Source organism: Flavobacterium sp. AC267, assembly GCF_979258715.1.
In genome coordinates this window covers 5,028,892-5,042,010 of sequence record NZ_OZ409875.1, presented here as the reverse complement: position 1 = coordinate 5,042,010, position 13,119 = coordinate 5,028,892, and the positions used below count along the sequence as shown (strand labels likewise).

Annotated in this window: 13 protein-coding genes, 1 pseudogene and 1 riboswitch; of the genes and pseudogenes, 10 read left to right on the top strand and 4 right to left on the bottom strand. The window is 34.2% G+C overall.

Translation table 11 applies throughout. The features are described from left to right. Nucleotides 1–35 precede the first annotated feature (35 nt). From ACZZ95_RS26790 to ACZZ95_RS26765, 6 genes and pseudogenes are all read left to right on the top strand, one after another. Nucleotides 36–269: a hypothetical protein gene (locus ACZZ95_RS26790; RefSeq protein WP_463471420.1), complete on the top strand. Its 234-nt coding sequence runs from the start codon at nt 36–38 to the stop codon at nt 267–269. A 227-nt stretch (nt 270–496) separates the two neighbouring features. Next, nucleotides 497–1,489 carry a methionine ABC transporter ATP-binding protein MetN gene (metN, locus tag ACZZ95_RS26785; RefSeq protein ID WP_463471419.1) on the top strand — a complete coding sequence of 331 codons (993 nt, stop codon included), beginning with the start codon at nt 497–499 and terminating at the stop codon, nt 1,487–1,489. Between the two features lie 32 nt (nt 1,490–1,521). Next, nucleotides 1,522–2,176, top strand: a pseudogene (locus ACZZ95_RS26780) (methionine ABC transporter permease MetI). Nucleotides 2,177–2,277: 101 nt separating this feature from the next. After that, nucleotides 2,278–3,096 carry a methionine ABC transporter substrate-binding lipoprotein MetQ gene (metQ, locus tag ACZZ95_RS26775; protein WP_463471418.1) on the top strand — a complete coding sequence of 273 codons (819 nt, stop codon included), beginning with the start codon at nt 2,278–2,280 and terminating at the stop codon, nt 3,094–3,096. A gap of 391 nt (nt 3,097–3,487) precedes the next feature. Continuing rightward, nucleotides 3,488–3,919: a non-homologous end joining protein Ku gene (gene ku, locus ACZZ95_RS26770; RefSeq protein WP_463471417.1), complete on the top strand. Its 432-nt coding sequence runs from the start codon at nt 3,488–3,490 to the stop codon at nt 3,917–3,919. After that, nucleotides 3,888–4,268, top strand: a complete 381-nt coding sequence (locus ACZZ95_RS26765; RefSeq protein ID WP_463471416.1) for a Ku protein — start codon at nt 3,888–3,890, stop codon at nt 4,266–4,268. The genes ku and ACZZ95_RS26765 overlap by 32 nt, the downstream gene beginning before the upstream one ends. On the opposite strand, the gene ligD is transcribed toward ACZZ95_RS26765, so the two are convergent. From ligD to ACZZ95_RS26745, 4 genes are all read right to left on the bottom strand, one after another. Then, a complete protein-coding gene (gene ligD, locus ACZZ95_RS26760) occupies nt 4,265–5,863 on the bottom strand; it encodes a DNA ligase D (protein WP_463471415.1) in 1,599 nt (532 codons plus the stop codon). The genes ACZZ95_RS26765 and ligD overlap by 4 nt on opposite strands. Nucleotides 5,864–5,880: 17 nt before the next feature. Continuing rightward, nucleotides 5,881–6,843 (bottom strand): DNA polymerase ligase N-terminal domain-containing protein, encoded by a 963-nt coding sequence (locus ACZZ95_RS26755; RefSeq protein WP_463471414.1) that lies wholly within the window; start codon nt 6,841–6,843, stop codon nt 5,881–5,883. Nucleotides 6,844–6,852: 9 nt separating this feature from the next. Beyond that, complete coding sequence (locus ACZZ95_RS26750) at nt 6,853–7,311, bottom strand: hypothetical protein (RefSeq protein ID WP_463471413.1); 459 nt, start codon at nt 7,309–7,311, stop codon at nt 6,853–6,855. A 141-nt stretch (nt 7,312–7,452) separates the two neighbouring features. Further along, nucleotides 7,453–8,946, bottom strand: a complete 1,494-nt coding sequence (locus ACZZ95_RS26745; RefSeq protein WP_463471412.1) for an aminotransferase-like domain-containing protein — start codon at nt 8,944–8,946, stop codon at nt 7,453–7,455. 67 nt (nt 8,947–9,013) lie between these two features. Between ACZZ95_RS26745 and ACZZ95_RS26740 the strand changes: the two genes are divergently transcribed. The 4 genes from ACZZ95_RS26740 (at nt 9,014) to ACZZ95_RS26725 (ending at nt 13,027) form a co-directional block, all read left to right on the top strand. Beyond that, on the top strand, nt 9,014–10,306 hold the full coding sequence (locus ACZZ95_RS26740; RefSeq protein ID WP_463471411.1) for a TonB-dependent receptor plug domain-containing protein: 1,293 nt from the start codon (nt 9,014–9,016) through the stop codon (nt 10,304–10,306). After that, entirely contained in the window at nt 10,230–10,874 is a 645-nt protein-coding gene (locus tag ACZZ95_RS26735; RefSeq protein WP_463471410.1) for a TonB-dependent receptor domain-containing protein, read from the top strand. The genes ACZZ95_RS26740 and ACZZ95_RS26735 overlap by 77 nt, the downstream gene beginning before the upstream one ends. A 188-nt stretch (nt 10,875–11,062) precedes the next feature. Continuing rightward, on the top strand, nt 11,063–11,422 hold the full coding sequence (locus tag ACZZ95_RS26730) for a hypothetical protein (RefSeq protein ID WP_095951823.1): 360 nt from the start codon (nt 11,063–11,065) through the stop codon (nt 11,420–11,422). 273 nt (nt 11,423–11,695) lie between these two features. Further along, nucleotides 11,696–11,795, top strand: a riboswitch (SAM riboswitch). Nucleotides 11,796–12,043: 248 nt separating this feature from the next. Continuing rightward, nucleotides 12,044–13,027 carry a redoxin domain-containing protein gene (locus ACZZ95_RS26725; protein WP_463471409.1) on the top strand — a complete coding sequence of 328 codons (984 nt, stop codon included), beginning with the start codon at nt 12,044–12,046 and terminating at the stop codon, nt 13,025–13,027. Nucleotides 13,028–13,119: the final 92 nt, after the last annotated feature.

Sequence of the window (13,119 nt, the reverse complement as noted above, 5' to 3'; positions counted from 1 at the left end):
TTGGAATTTGGAATTTTTTATTTAGAATTTGGATTTTGGATTTTGGAATTTGGAGTTTAGAATTTGGAGTTTGGAATTTAGAATTTGGAGTTTGGAATTTGGAGTTTGGAATTTGGAGTTTGGAATTTGGAATTTGGAATTTGGAGTTTGGATTTTGGATTTTGGAATTTGGAGTTTGGAATTTGGAATTTGGAGTTTGGAATTTGGAGTTTGGAATTTGGAATTTGGAATTTGAAACACCTAAAAAACCTACTACATTGATAGGCTAATAAAAGTTTTGATAGTTTTTACAGAAAAATTAAAAATAACTACTTAAATTTGCGACGACAATGAAAAATAGTAACCAGAATATGAAGAATTATTATAGCCGCAGTATGATGTGCTGTGACGCTGTTATGAGACTTATTGATCTGGCTTATATATAAATGATATTTATTTCGAAAAAAGCCTTTCATAACTTTGAAAGGCTTTTTTGATTTTAAAACTTAGTTAAATAATGATTGAATTAAAAAATGTTACCAAAACGTTTCATCAGAAAGACAGGATTGTTGTCGCTTTGTCTGATGTCTCGCTTAGGGTTCCGCCGGGGAAAATTTTTGGTGTAATTGGAACTTCGGGAGCTGGAAAAAGTACTTTGATTCGCTGTGTGAATTTATTGGAAAGACCAACTTCAGGAGAAATTATTGTAGACGGTAAAGCTTTAATGCAATTATCAAATTCAGAATTAGCGATCGAAAGAAGACAAATCGGAATGATTTTTCAGCATTTTAATCTTCTTTCTTCACGAACTGTTTTCGAAAATGTTGCTTTTCCATTGGAACTTGCAGGAACTTCAAAAACAGAAATTAAAAACAGAGTTTTAGAATTACTGCAATTAGTTGGTTTAGCCGAAAAAGCAAACGATTATCCTGCAAGTCTTTCTGGAGGTCAGAAACAGCGTGTTGCAATTGCAAGAACTTTGGCAAACAATCCGAAAGTACTTTTATGTGATGAAGCAACAAGCGCTTTAGATCCTGCAACTACAAGGTCTATTTTGAATTTGCTGAAAGATATTAATAAACGTTTAAATATTACAGTTTTACTGATTACGCACCAAATGGAAGTTGTAAAATCTATTTGTGATGAAGTGGCTGTAATTAGTCACGGAAAACTAATAGAGCAGGGAAGTGTGGGCGAGATTTTTGCAGATCCGAAACATGAATTAACCAGAGAATTTATTTCTTCTTCCTTGCATATTGATATCCCAGCGGTTTATCAGGAAAAATTAAAACAAGAAGACGACGGAACTTTGAATCCGTTATTGAAATTGGAAATGACGGGAAAGTCGGTAAACGAACCTGTGATCTCAGAAGTTTCCAGACTTTTTGATACTGATTTTAAAATTGTAAGCGCTCAAATGGATCAGGCTGGTGAAGTTAATTTTGGTGTAATGCTGATCGAGTTATCCGGAAAACGAGAAAATTACAATCGTCGCAATTCAATATTTTAATTCGAAACATATTAAAACAGAAATTATAGGTTATGTCTGATTCCATTATAGAATTATTGTTAAAAGGAACATGGGAAACCATTGTTATGACTTTTGTATCGGGATTTTTTGGATTTTTATTGGGACTTCCAACAGGAATTTTGTTGTTCCTTACACGTAAAAACCAAATTTTAGAACAACCGGTTTTAAATAGAACTTTATCGGTTTTGGTAAACGTTTTTCGTTCCATTCCCTTCATTATTTTAATTGTTTGGATGATTCCGTTTACACGAGCCATTGTAGGTACGTCAATTGGTGTGAGTGCGGCTTTAGTTCCGTTAAGCATTGGTGCGGCGCCATTTATTGCCCGTTTGGTCGAAAATAGTTTACTAAGTCTTCCTTCAGGATTAATTGAAGCCGCGAGAGCGTTAGGTGCAACACCGCTTCAAATTGTATACAAAGTATTATTGCCAGAAGCACTGCCTTCTTTAATCAACGCAAGCATCGATTACCTTAATTACACTTGTAGGTTATTCTGCAATGGGCGGCGCTGTTGGTGCCGGCGGATTAGGGCAGGTTGGGTATCAATATGGCTACATTGGTTATGATGCCGTAACGATGAACTCGGTATTAGCATTATTGGTTATTCTGGTATTCGTGATTCAGTTCGTGGGAGACAGATTATCAAAACGATTTGATCATAGATAGTTTTTAGTCTAAAGTTTAAAGTCTAAAGTTTAAAGTCTAAAGTCGAAAGTGAAAAGTGGAAAGTGGAAAGTGGAAAGTGAAAAAAAAATAATAAAATAGAAATGAAAAATAAATTAAATATTTTTAAAACAGCTGGAGTTTTGGCTTTGGCACTTGTTTTATCTAATTGCGGAAAAAGTAAAAATAATGATCCGCATTTTATAAAAGTGGGAGTGGCTTCTGGACCAGAATTAAAAGTGGCTCAAGCCGCTAAAAAAGTAGCAAAAGAAAAATACGGATTAGAAGTTGAATTGGTTTCTTTCAACGATTATGTTATTCCAAATGAAGCTTTAAGTCAGGGAGATATTGATGCAAATGCTTTTCAGCATAAACCCTATTTAGATGAGCAGTCTAAACAACGCGGTTATAAATTGGCTATCATCGGAAAAACATTTGTTTACCCGATTGCTGGTTATTCTAAAAAAATAAAAAGCCTTGCTGAATTGAAAAACGAAAGCACGATTATTATTCCAAATGATCCAACAAACGGAGGACGCTCTTTATTGCTTTTGCAAAAAAATGGTTTATTAAAATTGAAAGATAATGTGGGTCTGCTTCCTAAAGTTACAGACATTGTAAGTAATCCTAAAAACTTGAAAATTTTAGAATTAGAAGCGCCTCAACTGCCTCGTGCTCTAGACGACGAAAATGTTTCAATTGCAATTATCAATAATACGTTTGCTTCTCCCGCAGGATTGGTTCCTTCGCGTGATGCTTTATTTGTTGAAGATAAGGATTCGCCTTATGTGAACTTGGTGGTAAGCCGTGAAGACAATAAAAACGAAGAAAAAGTAAAACAGTTTTTGCAAGCTTTTCAATCTGCTGAAGTTGAAAAAGCGACAGAGCAGGAATTTAAAGGCGGAGCGGTTAGAGGATGGTAATTTAGTCCTTTTAGTTCTTAGTGATTAGTGATTAGTCCTTAGTGATTAGTGATTAGTACTTAGTGATTAGTTGTTAGTTCTTAGTGATTAGTTCTTAGTGATTAGTTGTTAGTGGTTAGTTCTTAGTCCTTAGTGATTAGTTGTTAGTTCTTAGTAATTAGTCTTTAGTCTTAGTTCTTAGTTCAAGTGATTAGTCTTAGTCCTTTGTTCTTAGTTTTTAGTCTTAGTAAAATAGGAGTTATGAGTTAGAGTGTCTGACTTATAACTCCTAATTTTTTATACTATAATGCCTAGATTGAACCCCATAACTTTATAAAAATAACAAGTTGATTTTGTAACATTTGAAGCTGGTTTCTACTTTAATTTAGGAGATATTTCTAAAACAAAAATCATGAGATCGATTTGGACAGGTTCAGTAAGTTTTGGTTTAATTAATATTCCGATAAAAATCTTTTCTGCAGTAGAGGAAAGCAGTCTTGATATGGATATGCTCGATAAAAAAGATCATGCTCATATCAAGTTTAAACGTGTTAATGAAGATACGGGTAAAGAAGTTGATTTTGCCAATATTGTAAAGGGCTATAAATTGGATGATAAATATGTCATTCTAGACGATTCTGATTTTGAGGTCGCAGATGCCATCAAAACCAAAACTATTGATATTGAAAGTTTTGTTTTAGAAAAAGAAATTCAGAGTATTTACTATGAACAACCATATTATCTCGAGCCAGATAAAGGTGCGATGAATGCCTACGGTTTACTTCGTGATGCGGCCGCAGGCATCTGGAAAAGTGGGCGTAACGCGCTTTGTTTTACGAAATAAAGAAAGTCTTGCGATTTTAAAACCATATAAAGATGTAATTGTTTTAAACCGAATTCGCTTTGAACAGGAAATAAGAAGCACGAGCGAATTAAAACTGCCTCCAATGTCCAAAAAATCTACGAAAGAAATGGACATGGCCGAAAAACTAATCGATCAGCTTACGGAGAAATTTGATATTGCCGGGTTTAAAGACGAATATACCGCCAAACTTTTGGATATTATTAAAAAGAAAGCCAAAGGAAAACCACAAAAAGCATCTCCAAAACTAAAAGTAGTACACAAACAAAGCGACGATTTAATGTCAATGCTGAAAGCAAGTTTGGAAACGAAAAAGAAAAAATCTTCTTAATCGGTTTTGTTTTCTTCCAGTTTGTGAATAATCTTTTTAATGTTGGCGCCTTTTGATAAAACAGGTTTCCATAAATCGCCTTTTTTCTCAAAACGAGACAGCACATTTTTAATGGTAAATTGCGACGGATGTAATTTTTCTGTTACTTCACTCCATTCCAAAGGCGTTGAAACCGTAGCGCCAGGTTTTGGTCGAACGGAATAAGGTGCGACCAAAGTTTGTCCTCTTCGGTTTTGCAGAAAATCGATATACAATTTGTTTTTTCTCTTCTTGATGCCGCGTTCAATCGAAGTAATTTTGGGAAGTCTGGCGTGCACTTCTTTAGCAATTAATTCTGCTAAAATCTTGATTGAATCATAATCGTACTGCGCTCCAAGCGGAATGTATATGTGCAGTCCAGTGGCGCCAGAAGTTTTGCACAGACATTCTGTATCCAATTCATCCATGACTTCTTTGACTACTAAAGCGGTTTGTACAACAATTGGAAAATCATTTTCTGTCGCAGGGTCCAAATCGATAACAAGCCAGTCTGGATTTTGAATCTGCTTGATAGTCGAATTCCACGGGTTCATTTCAATACACCCTAAATTTGCCATATAAAGCGGCGTTTCCTTATCATTACAAATCAAATAATTAACATCGTCATCATTTGATTCAGAGAATATTTTTTTGGTTTTAAGCCATTTCGGCGTTTTATCCACATCGACATCTTTTTGATAAAAACTAGGCGAATCAATGCCATTAGGAAAACGGTTCATAGATTCTGGACGATCTTTTAGGTACGGAAGCATAAGCTGCGCCACTTCATTATAATATTGGATAATGTCGCCTTTTGTAATTCCGTCTTTAGGAAAATAGATTTTATTTTGATTTGTTAAATGCAAAGTCGTTTTTCCAATTTTCAAATCGTAATCATTTTCGGTTTTCTGTTCTTTTAAATTTTCCATCGCTGGTATGGTATCATTGGTTTCTTTAGTACTGCTTTTTTTAATATTGCCATTGAAAGTAACTTCGCTGGCTTTTTTGTCTACTCTTAATCCTAAATAAACGGGATGTCTTAAATTGTTATCCTGCGTCCATTCCGAATATTTCACCTGACAAACTATCTTGGGTTTCACCCACTGAATTTTATCCCGCAAAGGAACTTTTTCTTTAAGCGGTGATTTCTCAATAAACAAAGGCTTCAATTTGGTATAAAGTTCTTTTAAAACCGATTCTGTAAAGCCAGTACCGCATTTGCCAATGTATTGCAATTCTTTACCGTTATATTGTCCAAGCAGAATTGCGCCGAAATACTTTCTCGAATTTTTAGGTTCTGTAATTCCAATAATAATCGCTTCTTCTTCGTTAGAAATTTTAATTTTCAGCCAACTATTACTTCTTGCGGCTACAGTATAGGAACTATCTGCTTTTTTGGCTATAATTCCTTCGCTGTTACTTTTTTTGGCTTTTTCAAATTGCTTGATACCATCGCCAACGGTATGTTCAGAATAGAAAATATTGGAAAAAGAATATTTATTAAATAAAATTCTAAGCAGTTCTTTTCGGTCCAGAAGCGATAATTCTGTTATTGGATTTCCGTCGAGATTCAACAAATCAAAAACATAATATTTTAAGTTTCCAATTCCCGTTTTAAGATAATTTTGCGAAGCATCTGGAAATCGGCACGCCCGGCTTCATTTTCAACCACAACTTCGCCATCCAGAATTACAGTATGATCTATTTGTGCCAATTCATCTGCAATGGGTTTAAAATTAGCATCAAACGAAATTTTATTGCGGCTGAATAAATCAACTTTCGGCGGATTAATTACGGCAATAGTTCTGTAACCGTCGTATTTGTTTTCAAAAATCCATTCTTCATCATCAAAAGGTTTTTCGGTAGTGTTGGCAAGCATTGGTTTAACAAAGGAGGCTTCTAATACTTCTGAAACTTTTACTTCAGGTTTTTTTTTGGCCGCTTTTACAGCTGTCTTTTTTGCTTCGGTTTTTGGAGTCAATTTTGCGGCTTTCTTTTCCAATTCTTCCAAAGTTCTTTTAGAAATAACCGATTTATTATTTTCTAAAATATCAGTATCTGTCGCGTATTTGTCTTGTTTTTTAATTAAAAGCCAAGCATTTTCTTGTTTTCCATGAAGTTTGACCAACGAAAATTCACCTTTAAGTTTTTTTCCTTTTAAGATAAAACTCAAACGTCCTTTTTTAAGATCGGCTAATAATTGTTTTTCGTCAGAGGTAGTTTTTTCGTCAGAAGTATACGTTCCATTATCCCAAACGATCACATTTCCAGCGCCATAATTTCCTTCTGGAATTGTGCCTTCAAAATCTTTGTAGCTGTACGGATGATCTTCAACCATCATGGCAAGACGTTTTACTTCAGGATCCATTGACGGACCTTTTGGTACCGCCCAGCTTTTGAGCACGCCATTCATTTCTAATCTAAAATCATAATGCAAATGAGAGGCAGCATGTTTCTGAACCACAAAAATCAACTCATCTGCCGATTTTTCAATTTTTCCTTTCGGCTCACGCGTTTGTTTAAAATCTCTTTTTTGGTTGTATTTAGAAAGTGACATAAGCTTGAGTTAATAATTTTGCAGTGTTAATGAAATAGAGTACAGTGCATACGCAACAATTGCAAATATTACATGGGCAAAGAACAGCTGAATATAATAACCCTTAAAATCAATTGGGGGTTGATGATGGGTCATACTGAAAATAATTATCCAGCTGATTATGCCAATTACACCGCTGATAGCCCCTAGTAGCAGAGCGCTGAGTGGTGAAATTGGAGCAATATTCTTTACCCAAACAATATGATATCCAACGACAAACAAAAAACCAATTACATAATGTAACAGCCATCCCCAAGTTATTTTTGATTGGGTCGAAAGATCAATTTTCATTTTGTCAATGGCGTAACCTAAAAGCACCGGCTCTTTATATAATTCTCTAAAACTTTTAGACATTGCATAACTAAACCACGTCATGGCTGATGTTGCCGCAATAGAAACTAAGACTAATTGAAGAGTTGTATAAATCATAATTAGGTGTCTTTTGGAAAATAACGTGCATCAAAGTTACTTTCCAAATGCCTATTCAGATTATAGTATTAAATTTACAAATTACATAATTGACAGTATATGAGATACTTTGTCTTAGTGAGGATTCTTGAATTGTAAATTTTATTCGTTTAAAGAGATAACAGTTTCGAGACTTTCGCTTAAAATAGTTACGGCTTTTTCCATTTCTTCTTTTTCCAAATGACCAAATCCTAAGCGTGTTGCGGTAAGGTTTTTGGTTTGGTATAAAATAGTTTTCGGCAGGAATAATCCGTTATTATGACATTCTTTCTGCAATTTTATAAGGTTGAAATAATCCTGCCATTCTACCCAGACAGCTAAACCTCGTGGCGGGATTTTAAATTGAATTTTGTCTTTTAGTTTTTCATTGAGCGACGAAACAAAATAATCTCGGCGTTCTCTGTAGATTTTTTTATTTTTTTTCGAAAGACGATGCACTTCACCTTCCGTAATCCATTCTGTTAAAACCTGTTCTTTAATCACATCAATTCCGGGTTCGAGTATGTTTTGATGTTTTTCCAGTTCTTTAATAAATTCAGCTGGACCAGCAACAAATCCGTAACTGAATCCCGAAGGAAGCGATTTTCCAAAGGATCCTATATAAACTACGCGCTGGTTCGAGTCGAATGCGGCTAAAGGCGACACTGGATTATTATCATAATGAAAATCAAAGTCATAATCATCTTCCAAAATAACAAAACCGTATTGATTGGCTAATTCCAAAACTTCAATTCTTTTTTTAGCGCTAAGCAGAATCGTAGTTGGATAATGATAATTGGAAGTAAGATACAAAACTCTGATGGTAGAAGTTTCGCAGATTTCTTTCAAGCGTTTGGTATCAATTCCATCTTCATTCACAGGTATCGAAATAATCTGCGCTCCCGTATTGGTCAATGTCATATTGGACATATAATATCCGGGAGAAGCCACCACAACTTTATCGCCAGAACCAATAAGGACTTTTGTTACGAGGTACAAACCAATTTCGTGACTGCTTGTAGTAAGAAGATTAGAAGTCGAAATTCGAATTCCTCTCGTAAGGTTTAAGTAATTGGAGAAATGAGTTTTAAAATTAGAATGCGAACGCAACTGAATTTCTTCGTAGGTTTTGGAGGTTTTTCTCCTTTTTAATTTAGAAACATAAAGTCTCGCCAAAACATCTGTTTGTACCAATCGCAAATCTGGCATTCCGTCATTAAATTGAAAAGGCAGATTGCTGATTTCTGTTGGATTTTCGAGAATAGTAGAACGCTGAAAAGTAAAACCAGCAGGTATTTCAGATTGATTTTGTTCTTTTAAAATTGGAAATTCGGCCTTATTTTTTTTCTGTCGCGATAAAATAAAAGTTCCTTTATTAGGAAGCGTTTCAATCCAGCCCTGCGATTCTAGATCCTGAAAAGCTTTAATCAAAGTGTTTCGGTTTACCGCCAATACTTTACAGAGAATTCGCGTGCCCGGAAGTTTTGTTCCCTCTGGAAGGAAACCCGTTTGTATGGCTTTAATAAATTCAAAAACAAGTCGCAGGTAAATTGCTGTGCTTTCTTCTGGCTTAAGCTGAATAAAGCTTCTAAAAGGAATTTGAACCGGACTATCCATAATTATAAAACTGGTATACTTTATTGGTACGGCAAGGTACTACTTTTGCCAAAAAAATAATAACCAAATGAAAAAAATCTATATTGCTGTCTTTTCAGTAATTTGTACCAGTTTTTACGCGCAGACACAGGATTCCATTACTAATATGGAGGAAGTAATAATTAATGAAAACCGTTTTAGTACGCCAATTTCGAAGCAAAATAGAAATGTGTACATCATTTCAAGTGAAACCATTAAAAAGCTTCCAGGAAGAACGCTTCAAGAAGTATTGCAATATGCAAATGGAGTAGATATTAGACAAAGAGGACCGTTTGGAACGCAGGCCGATATTAGTGTTGACGGCGGTAGTTTTGAGCAGACAGTTGTTTTGTTAAACGGTGCTAAAGTAATCGATTCGCAAACGGCTCATAATATGCTTAATTTGCCTCTTCCGGTTGAAGCAATTGAAAGAATTGAAGTAGTTCGCGGACCAGTCGCAAGAACTTTTGGAATCAACAGTTTGACGGGTGCGATTAATATTGTGACCAAAAAACCAACAGATTCTGGATTTTTAGTAAGTACATACGCCGGATCTAATTTTGAAAAAGATACTAGAGATACAGGAGATACTTTTTATGGCGCCGGAGTTCAGGCGGGAGCTGTTTTGGGAAAAGAAAAACAACAGCATTTAATTTTTGCTTCTCATGACAAAAGCAATGGTTACCGTTATAATACTGCATTCGAAAACAATAAAATTTTCTATCAGGGAAATGTACAGATTAATGATTCTAATGAAATTTTAGGTTCGGCAGGGTATATTAACAACGGATTTGGAGCCAACGGATTTTATGCGGCGCCGGGCGATATTAATTCTACCGAAATTGTACAAACTACATTTGCCAACATTCAGTCGAAGCATGCTATTACAGAAAACTGGAAAATTATGCCGAGAATAACCTATAGATACAATTATGATGATTATCGTTATTTAGGAAATGCTAATTTAAATGTTGGAAGAAGTCAGCATTATACCAATTCTATTGCGGGAGAGTTGAACTCTACCGTTAAATTATCTAAAGGTGAAATTGGTTTTGGAGCAGAATTTAGAAATGAAAATATTCATTCGTCTAATATTGGCGATCACGATCGTGAAAATGTTGGACTTTATGCGGAATACAGAACAAGTTTTACAGAAAAATTAGACGTAAATGTTGGTACTTATCTAAATTACAATTCCGATTATAAATGGCAGATTTATCCAGGTATTGATGCAAGTTATGCCATTACAGATACGTTTAAAATTATTGGAAACGTGGGAACAAGCCAAAGAATTCCATCATTTACAGATTTGTATTTGCAAGCAAACAGGAAATATTGGTAATGCCGATTTAGATTCTGAAAATGCTTTTCAAAGTGAAATTGGTTTTAAATACATCAAGAAAGCTTTAAGTTTTAATGCAAATTATTTCTACAGAAAAATAGACAATTATATCGACTGGATGCGTAATGCGACAACGGTGCCTTGGCAGAGTCAAAACACAGGCGATTTAAAAACAAACGGAATCAACTTGCGCGGTAATTATAGATTTGATTTTTCTAAAGATTCGAGATTGAATATTCTTTTGGCTTATACGTACTTAGATTCTCAATTTGAAAGTTCACGTACCGAAATATATTCTAAGTATCTTATTTCTTCGTTAAAACATCAAATTACGAACACAATTGATTATCAGTATAGAGATTTCTCTGTATTATTTGCAACTCGTTTTAACGAAAGAATCACAGGCCCTTCCTATTGGGTAAATGATTTTAGAGTAAGTCAATCTATAAAGAAATTTACAATCTTTTTGGATGCTCAGAATATTTTTAATGCGACTTATTATGAAGTAGGAGCAGTGCCGTTACCTTCAAGATGGTTTACTCTTGGAGTGAAAGTGGTGACTTTCTAAGAATAAATATTTTACTTTAGTTAGATAAAAAGCTTGTAAATGTAACGTTTACAGGCTTTTTGTTTTTTTAGAACAATATTCAATCAATTTCAATTATGAATGTTAATATAAAAATTTATAGAAATACTGTAAGATTAACCGTTTTATTAATAGTTACTTAGCTTTTATAAATATTTAAAACATTTGTTATGAAAGCTTTATTGAAATTGAATATCCTGTTTCTTGTTGTTTTGGTCGGATTATTATCTTCTTGTAAAAAGAATGATGGTTACAGCGATAAAATAGAAACGAATATAGTTCCCGTTGATAGTACAGAAACACCAAAAGATACTACAGCAAATGCGCCGAGCGATCAAACTAATATTGAAACAACTCAAAGTGCAGAAGCTGGAACAACTGCTCGCGACGAATCTAAAAGTACTGAAGGAACAGGAAGCGGACCAGGAGAAAGTGTACAAGACGGTTCTACCTATACGCCTGCAAAAGGAGTACAGAAAGACAGTGTTAAACTACAGACCGAAAGTGCTAAAAAGAGAAAGAATAAATAAGCAAGTCTGGTTTAAGAGGCAGTTACAAAACTCATTTCAAAAGCGAAGTGAGTTTTTTTATGCGGTTAAAAATGCTTTTGAAGTTCATTTATTCAATAAAGAGTATGAATCTAAAATTTAAACAAACATTTTTAGCTTTTAAATTGATGTAATTCAGTGTTTTAAAGTGCTTTAAGTTAATCTGTTTAAATAATTATCAAAAAAATATTCCTTAATACTACTAATTTGATAGAATTAATATATATATTTGTACCACAGAAAACTTCTGTGTGATACTTATCCAGAAAGACTGAGGGAATAGGCCCATTGACGTCTTAGCAACCTGTTGCCAAATAAGGTGCTAAATCCTTCCACTACGGTGGATAGATAAGAAGATTTCCTCAAATCTGAATAAGTTCATTAGTACTAAAATGATTTATTTTAAAATGAAAAACGAATCAATCTTATATACGAGTTATGAACTTTTGAATTTAATTTTCGAAGAAAATAGTCTTGCTTTTTTTCGAATGTGAAGACTTAAAATTCTCCCTTAATTTTTTTATTAAACTATATTTTCTAGAAGCCTTTTGACTTTGGCCTGGGAATTCTTTTGTCTCAACTTAAACTAAAAATCAAAATAAAATGAAAAAAATACTATTAGGTTTTGCCCTATTTTTTGGAGTTATCCAAACTCAGGCACAGGAAAACAATTTACAATTAAAAGGTACTGTTGTAGATACCGTGGTTCCATATGTTTACTTGCAAAAGTTTCATAATAAAATGTTTACTACGATTGATTCGGCAAAAGTTAAAGATGGAAATTTTAGCTTTACAACCAAAGTTAAAACTCCAGAATTATACGGATTAAGCGTAAACACAGAAAATAGTCCGTTCTATATTTTCCTTGAAAAAGAACCAATTACCGTTAAACTTAGTCCGCTTAAATATTACAGTACATCTGTAGTTGAAGGTTCAGCTTCTCAGACTTTGTTTGATACGTACAGAAAAACGAAAGATCTAGAAATTAGTAAATTCATTACAGAGCATCCAAAATCCATTGTTTCTGCTTACGTATTATACAGAAATTGGTCTTATCGATTAACTCCAGAGCAAATTACTCAAAATATTGCCCTGCTTGATAAAAGTCAGCAAAATAACACTTACGTGAAAGAATTAAAAGAACTGGTTACTGTTTTAAACGGATTATCGGTTGGAAAAAAAGCCCCTGATTTTACAGCAAATGATCCAGAAGGTAAACCAGTTCATTTTTCTGAAAATCTGAAAGGATATACTTTAGTAGATTTCTGGGCTTCGTGGTGCGGACCGTGCCGAAAAGAGAATCCAAATATTGTAGCGACTTACAAAGAATTTCACGATAAAGGATTCAATATTGTGGCAATTTCTTTGGATAAAAAGAAAGAAAACTGGGTTAAAGGAATTCAGGACGATAATTTAAACTGGACTCAAGTATCAGATTTGGCTTTTTGGAACAGTGCAGTCGCTAAATTATATGGCGTAAGAGCAATTCCAGCAAATTATTTAGTGGATTCAAAAGGCATTATCGTGGCAAAAAATCTGCACGGAGAAGAATTGCAGGCTACGCTTAAATCGCTTTTAGAAAAGTAACTTTTTTGTAATTCTTGAGGAACGAAGAATCACACGCGGAATTTGCCAAATAATGTTGAGATTCTAGTGCGATTCTTCGTTCAGAATGACAA

Excerpts from the sequence above, each read along its gene's own strand:
- metN (WP_463471419.1), top strand. The coding sequence starts at position 497 with ATGATTGAATTAAAAAATGTTACCAAAACGTTTCATCAGAAAGACAGG.
- metQ (WP_463471418.1), top strand. The coding sequence starts at position 2,278 with ATGAAAAATAAATTAAATATTTTTAAAACAGCTGGAGTTTTGGCTTTG.
- ku (WP_463471417.1), top strand. The coding sequence starts at position 3,488 with ATGAGATCGATTTGGACAGGTTCAGTAAGTTTTGGTTTAATTAATATT.
- ACZZ95_RS26755 (WP_463471414.1), bottom strand. The coding sequence starts at position 6,843 with ATGTCACTTTCTAAATACAACCAAAAAAGAGATTTTAAACAAACGCGT.
- ACZZ95_RS26750 (WP_463471413.1), bottom strand. The coding sequence starts at position 7,311 with ATGATTTATACAACTCTTCAATTAGTCTTAGTTTCTATTGCGGCAACA.
- ACZZ95_RS26745 (WP_463471412.1), bottom strand. The coding sequence starts at position 8,946 with ATGGATAGTCCGGTTCAAATTCCTTTTAGAAGCTTTATTCAGCTTAAG.
- ACZZ95_RS26740 (WP_463471411.1), top strand. The coding sequence starts at position 9,014 with ATGAAAAAAATCTATATTGCTGTCTTTTCAGTAATTTGTACCAGTTTT.
- ACZZ95_RS26730 (WP_095951823.1), top strand. The coding sequence starts at position 11,063 with ATGAAAGCTTTATTGAAATTGAATATCCTGTTTCTTGTTGTTTTGGTC.
- ACZZ95_RS26725 (WP_463471409.1), top strand. The coding sequence starts at position 12,044 with ATGAAAAAAATACTATTAGGTTTTGCCCTATTTTTTGGAGTTATCCAA.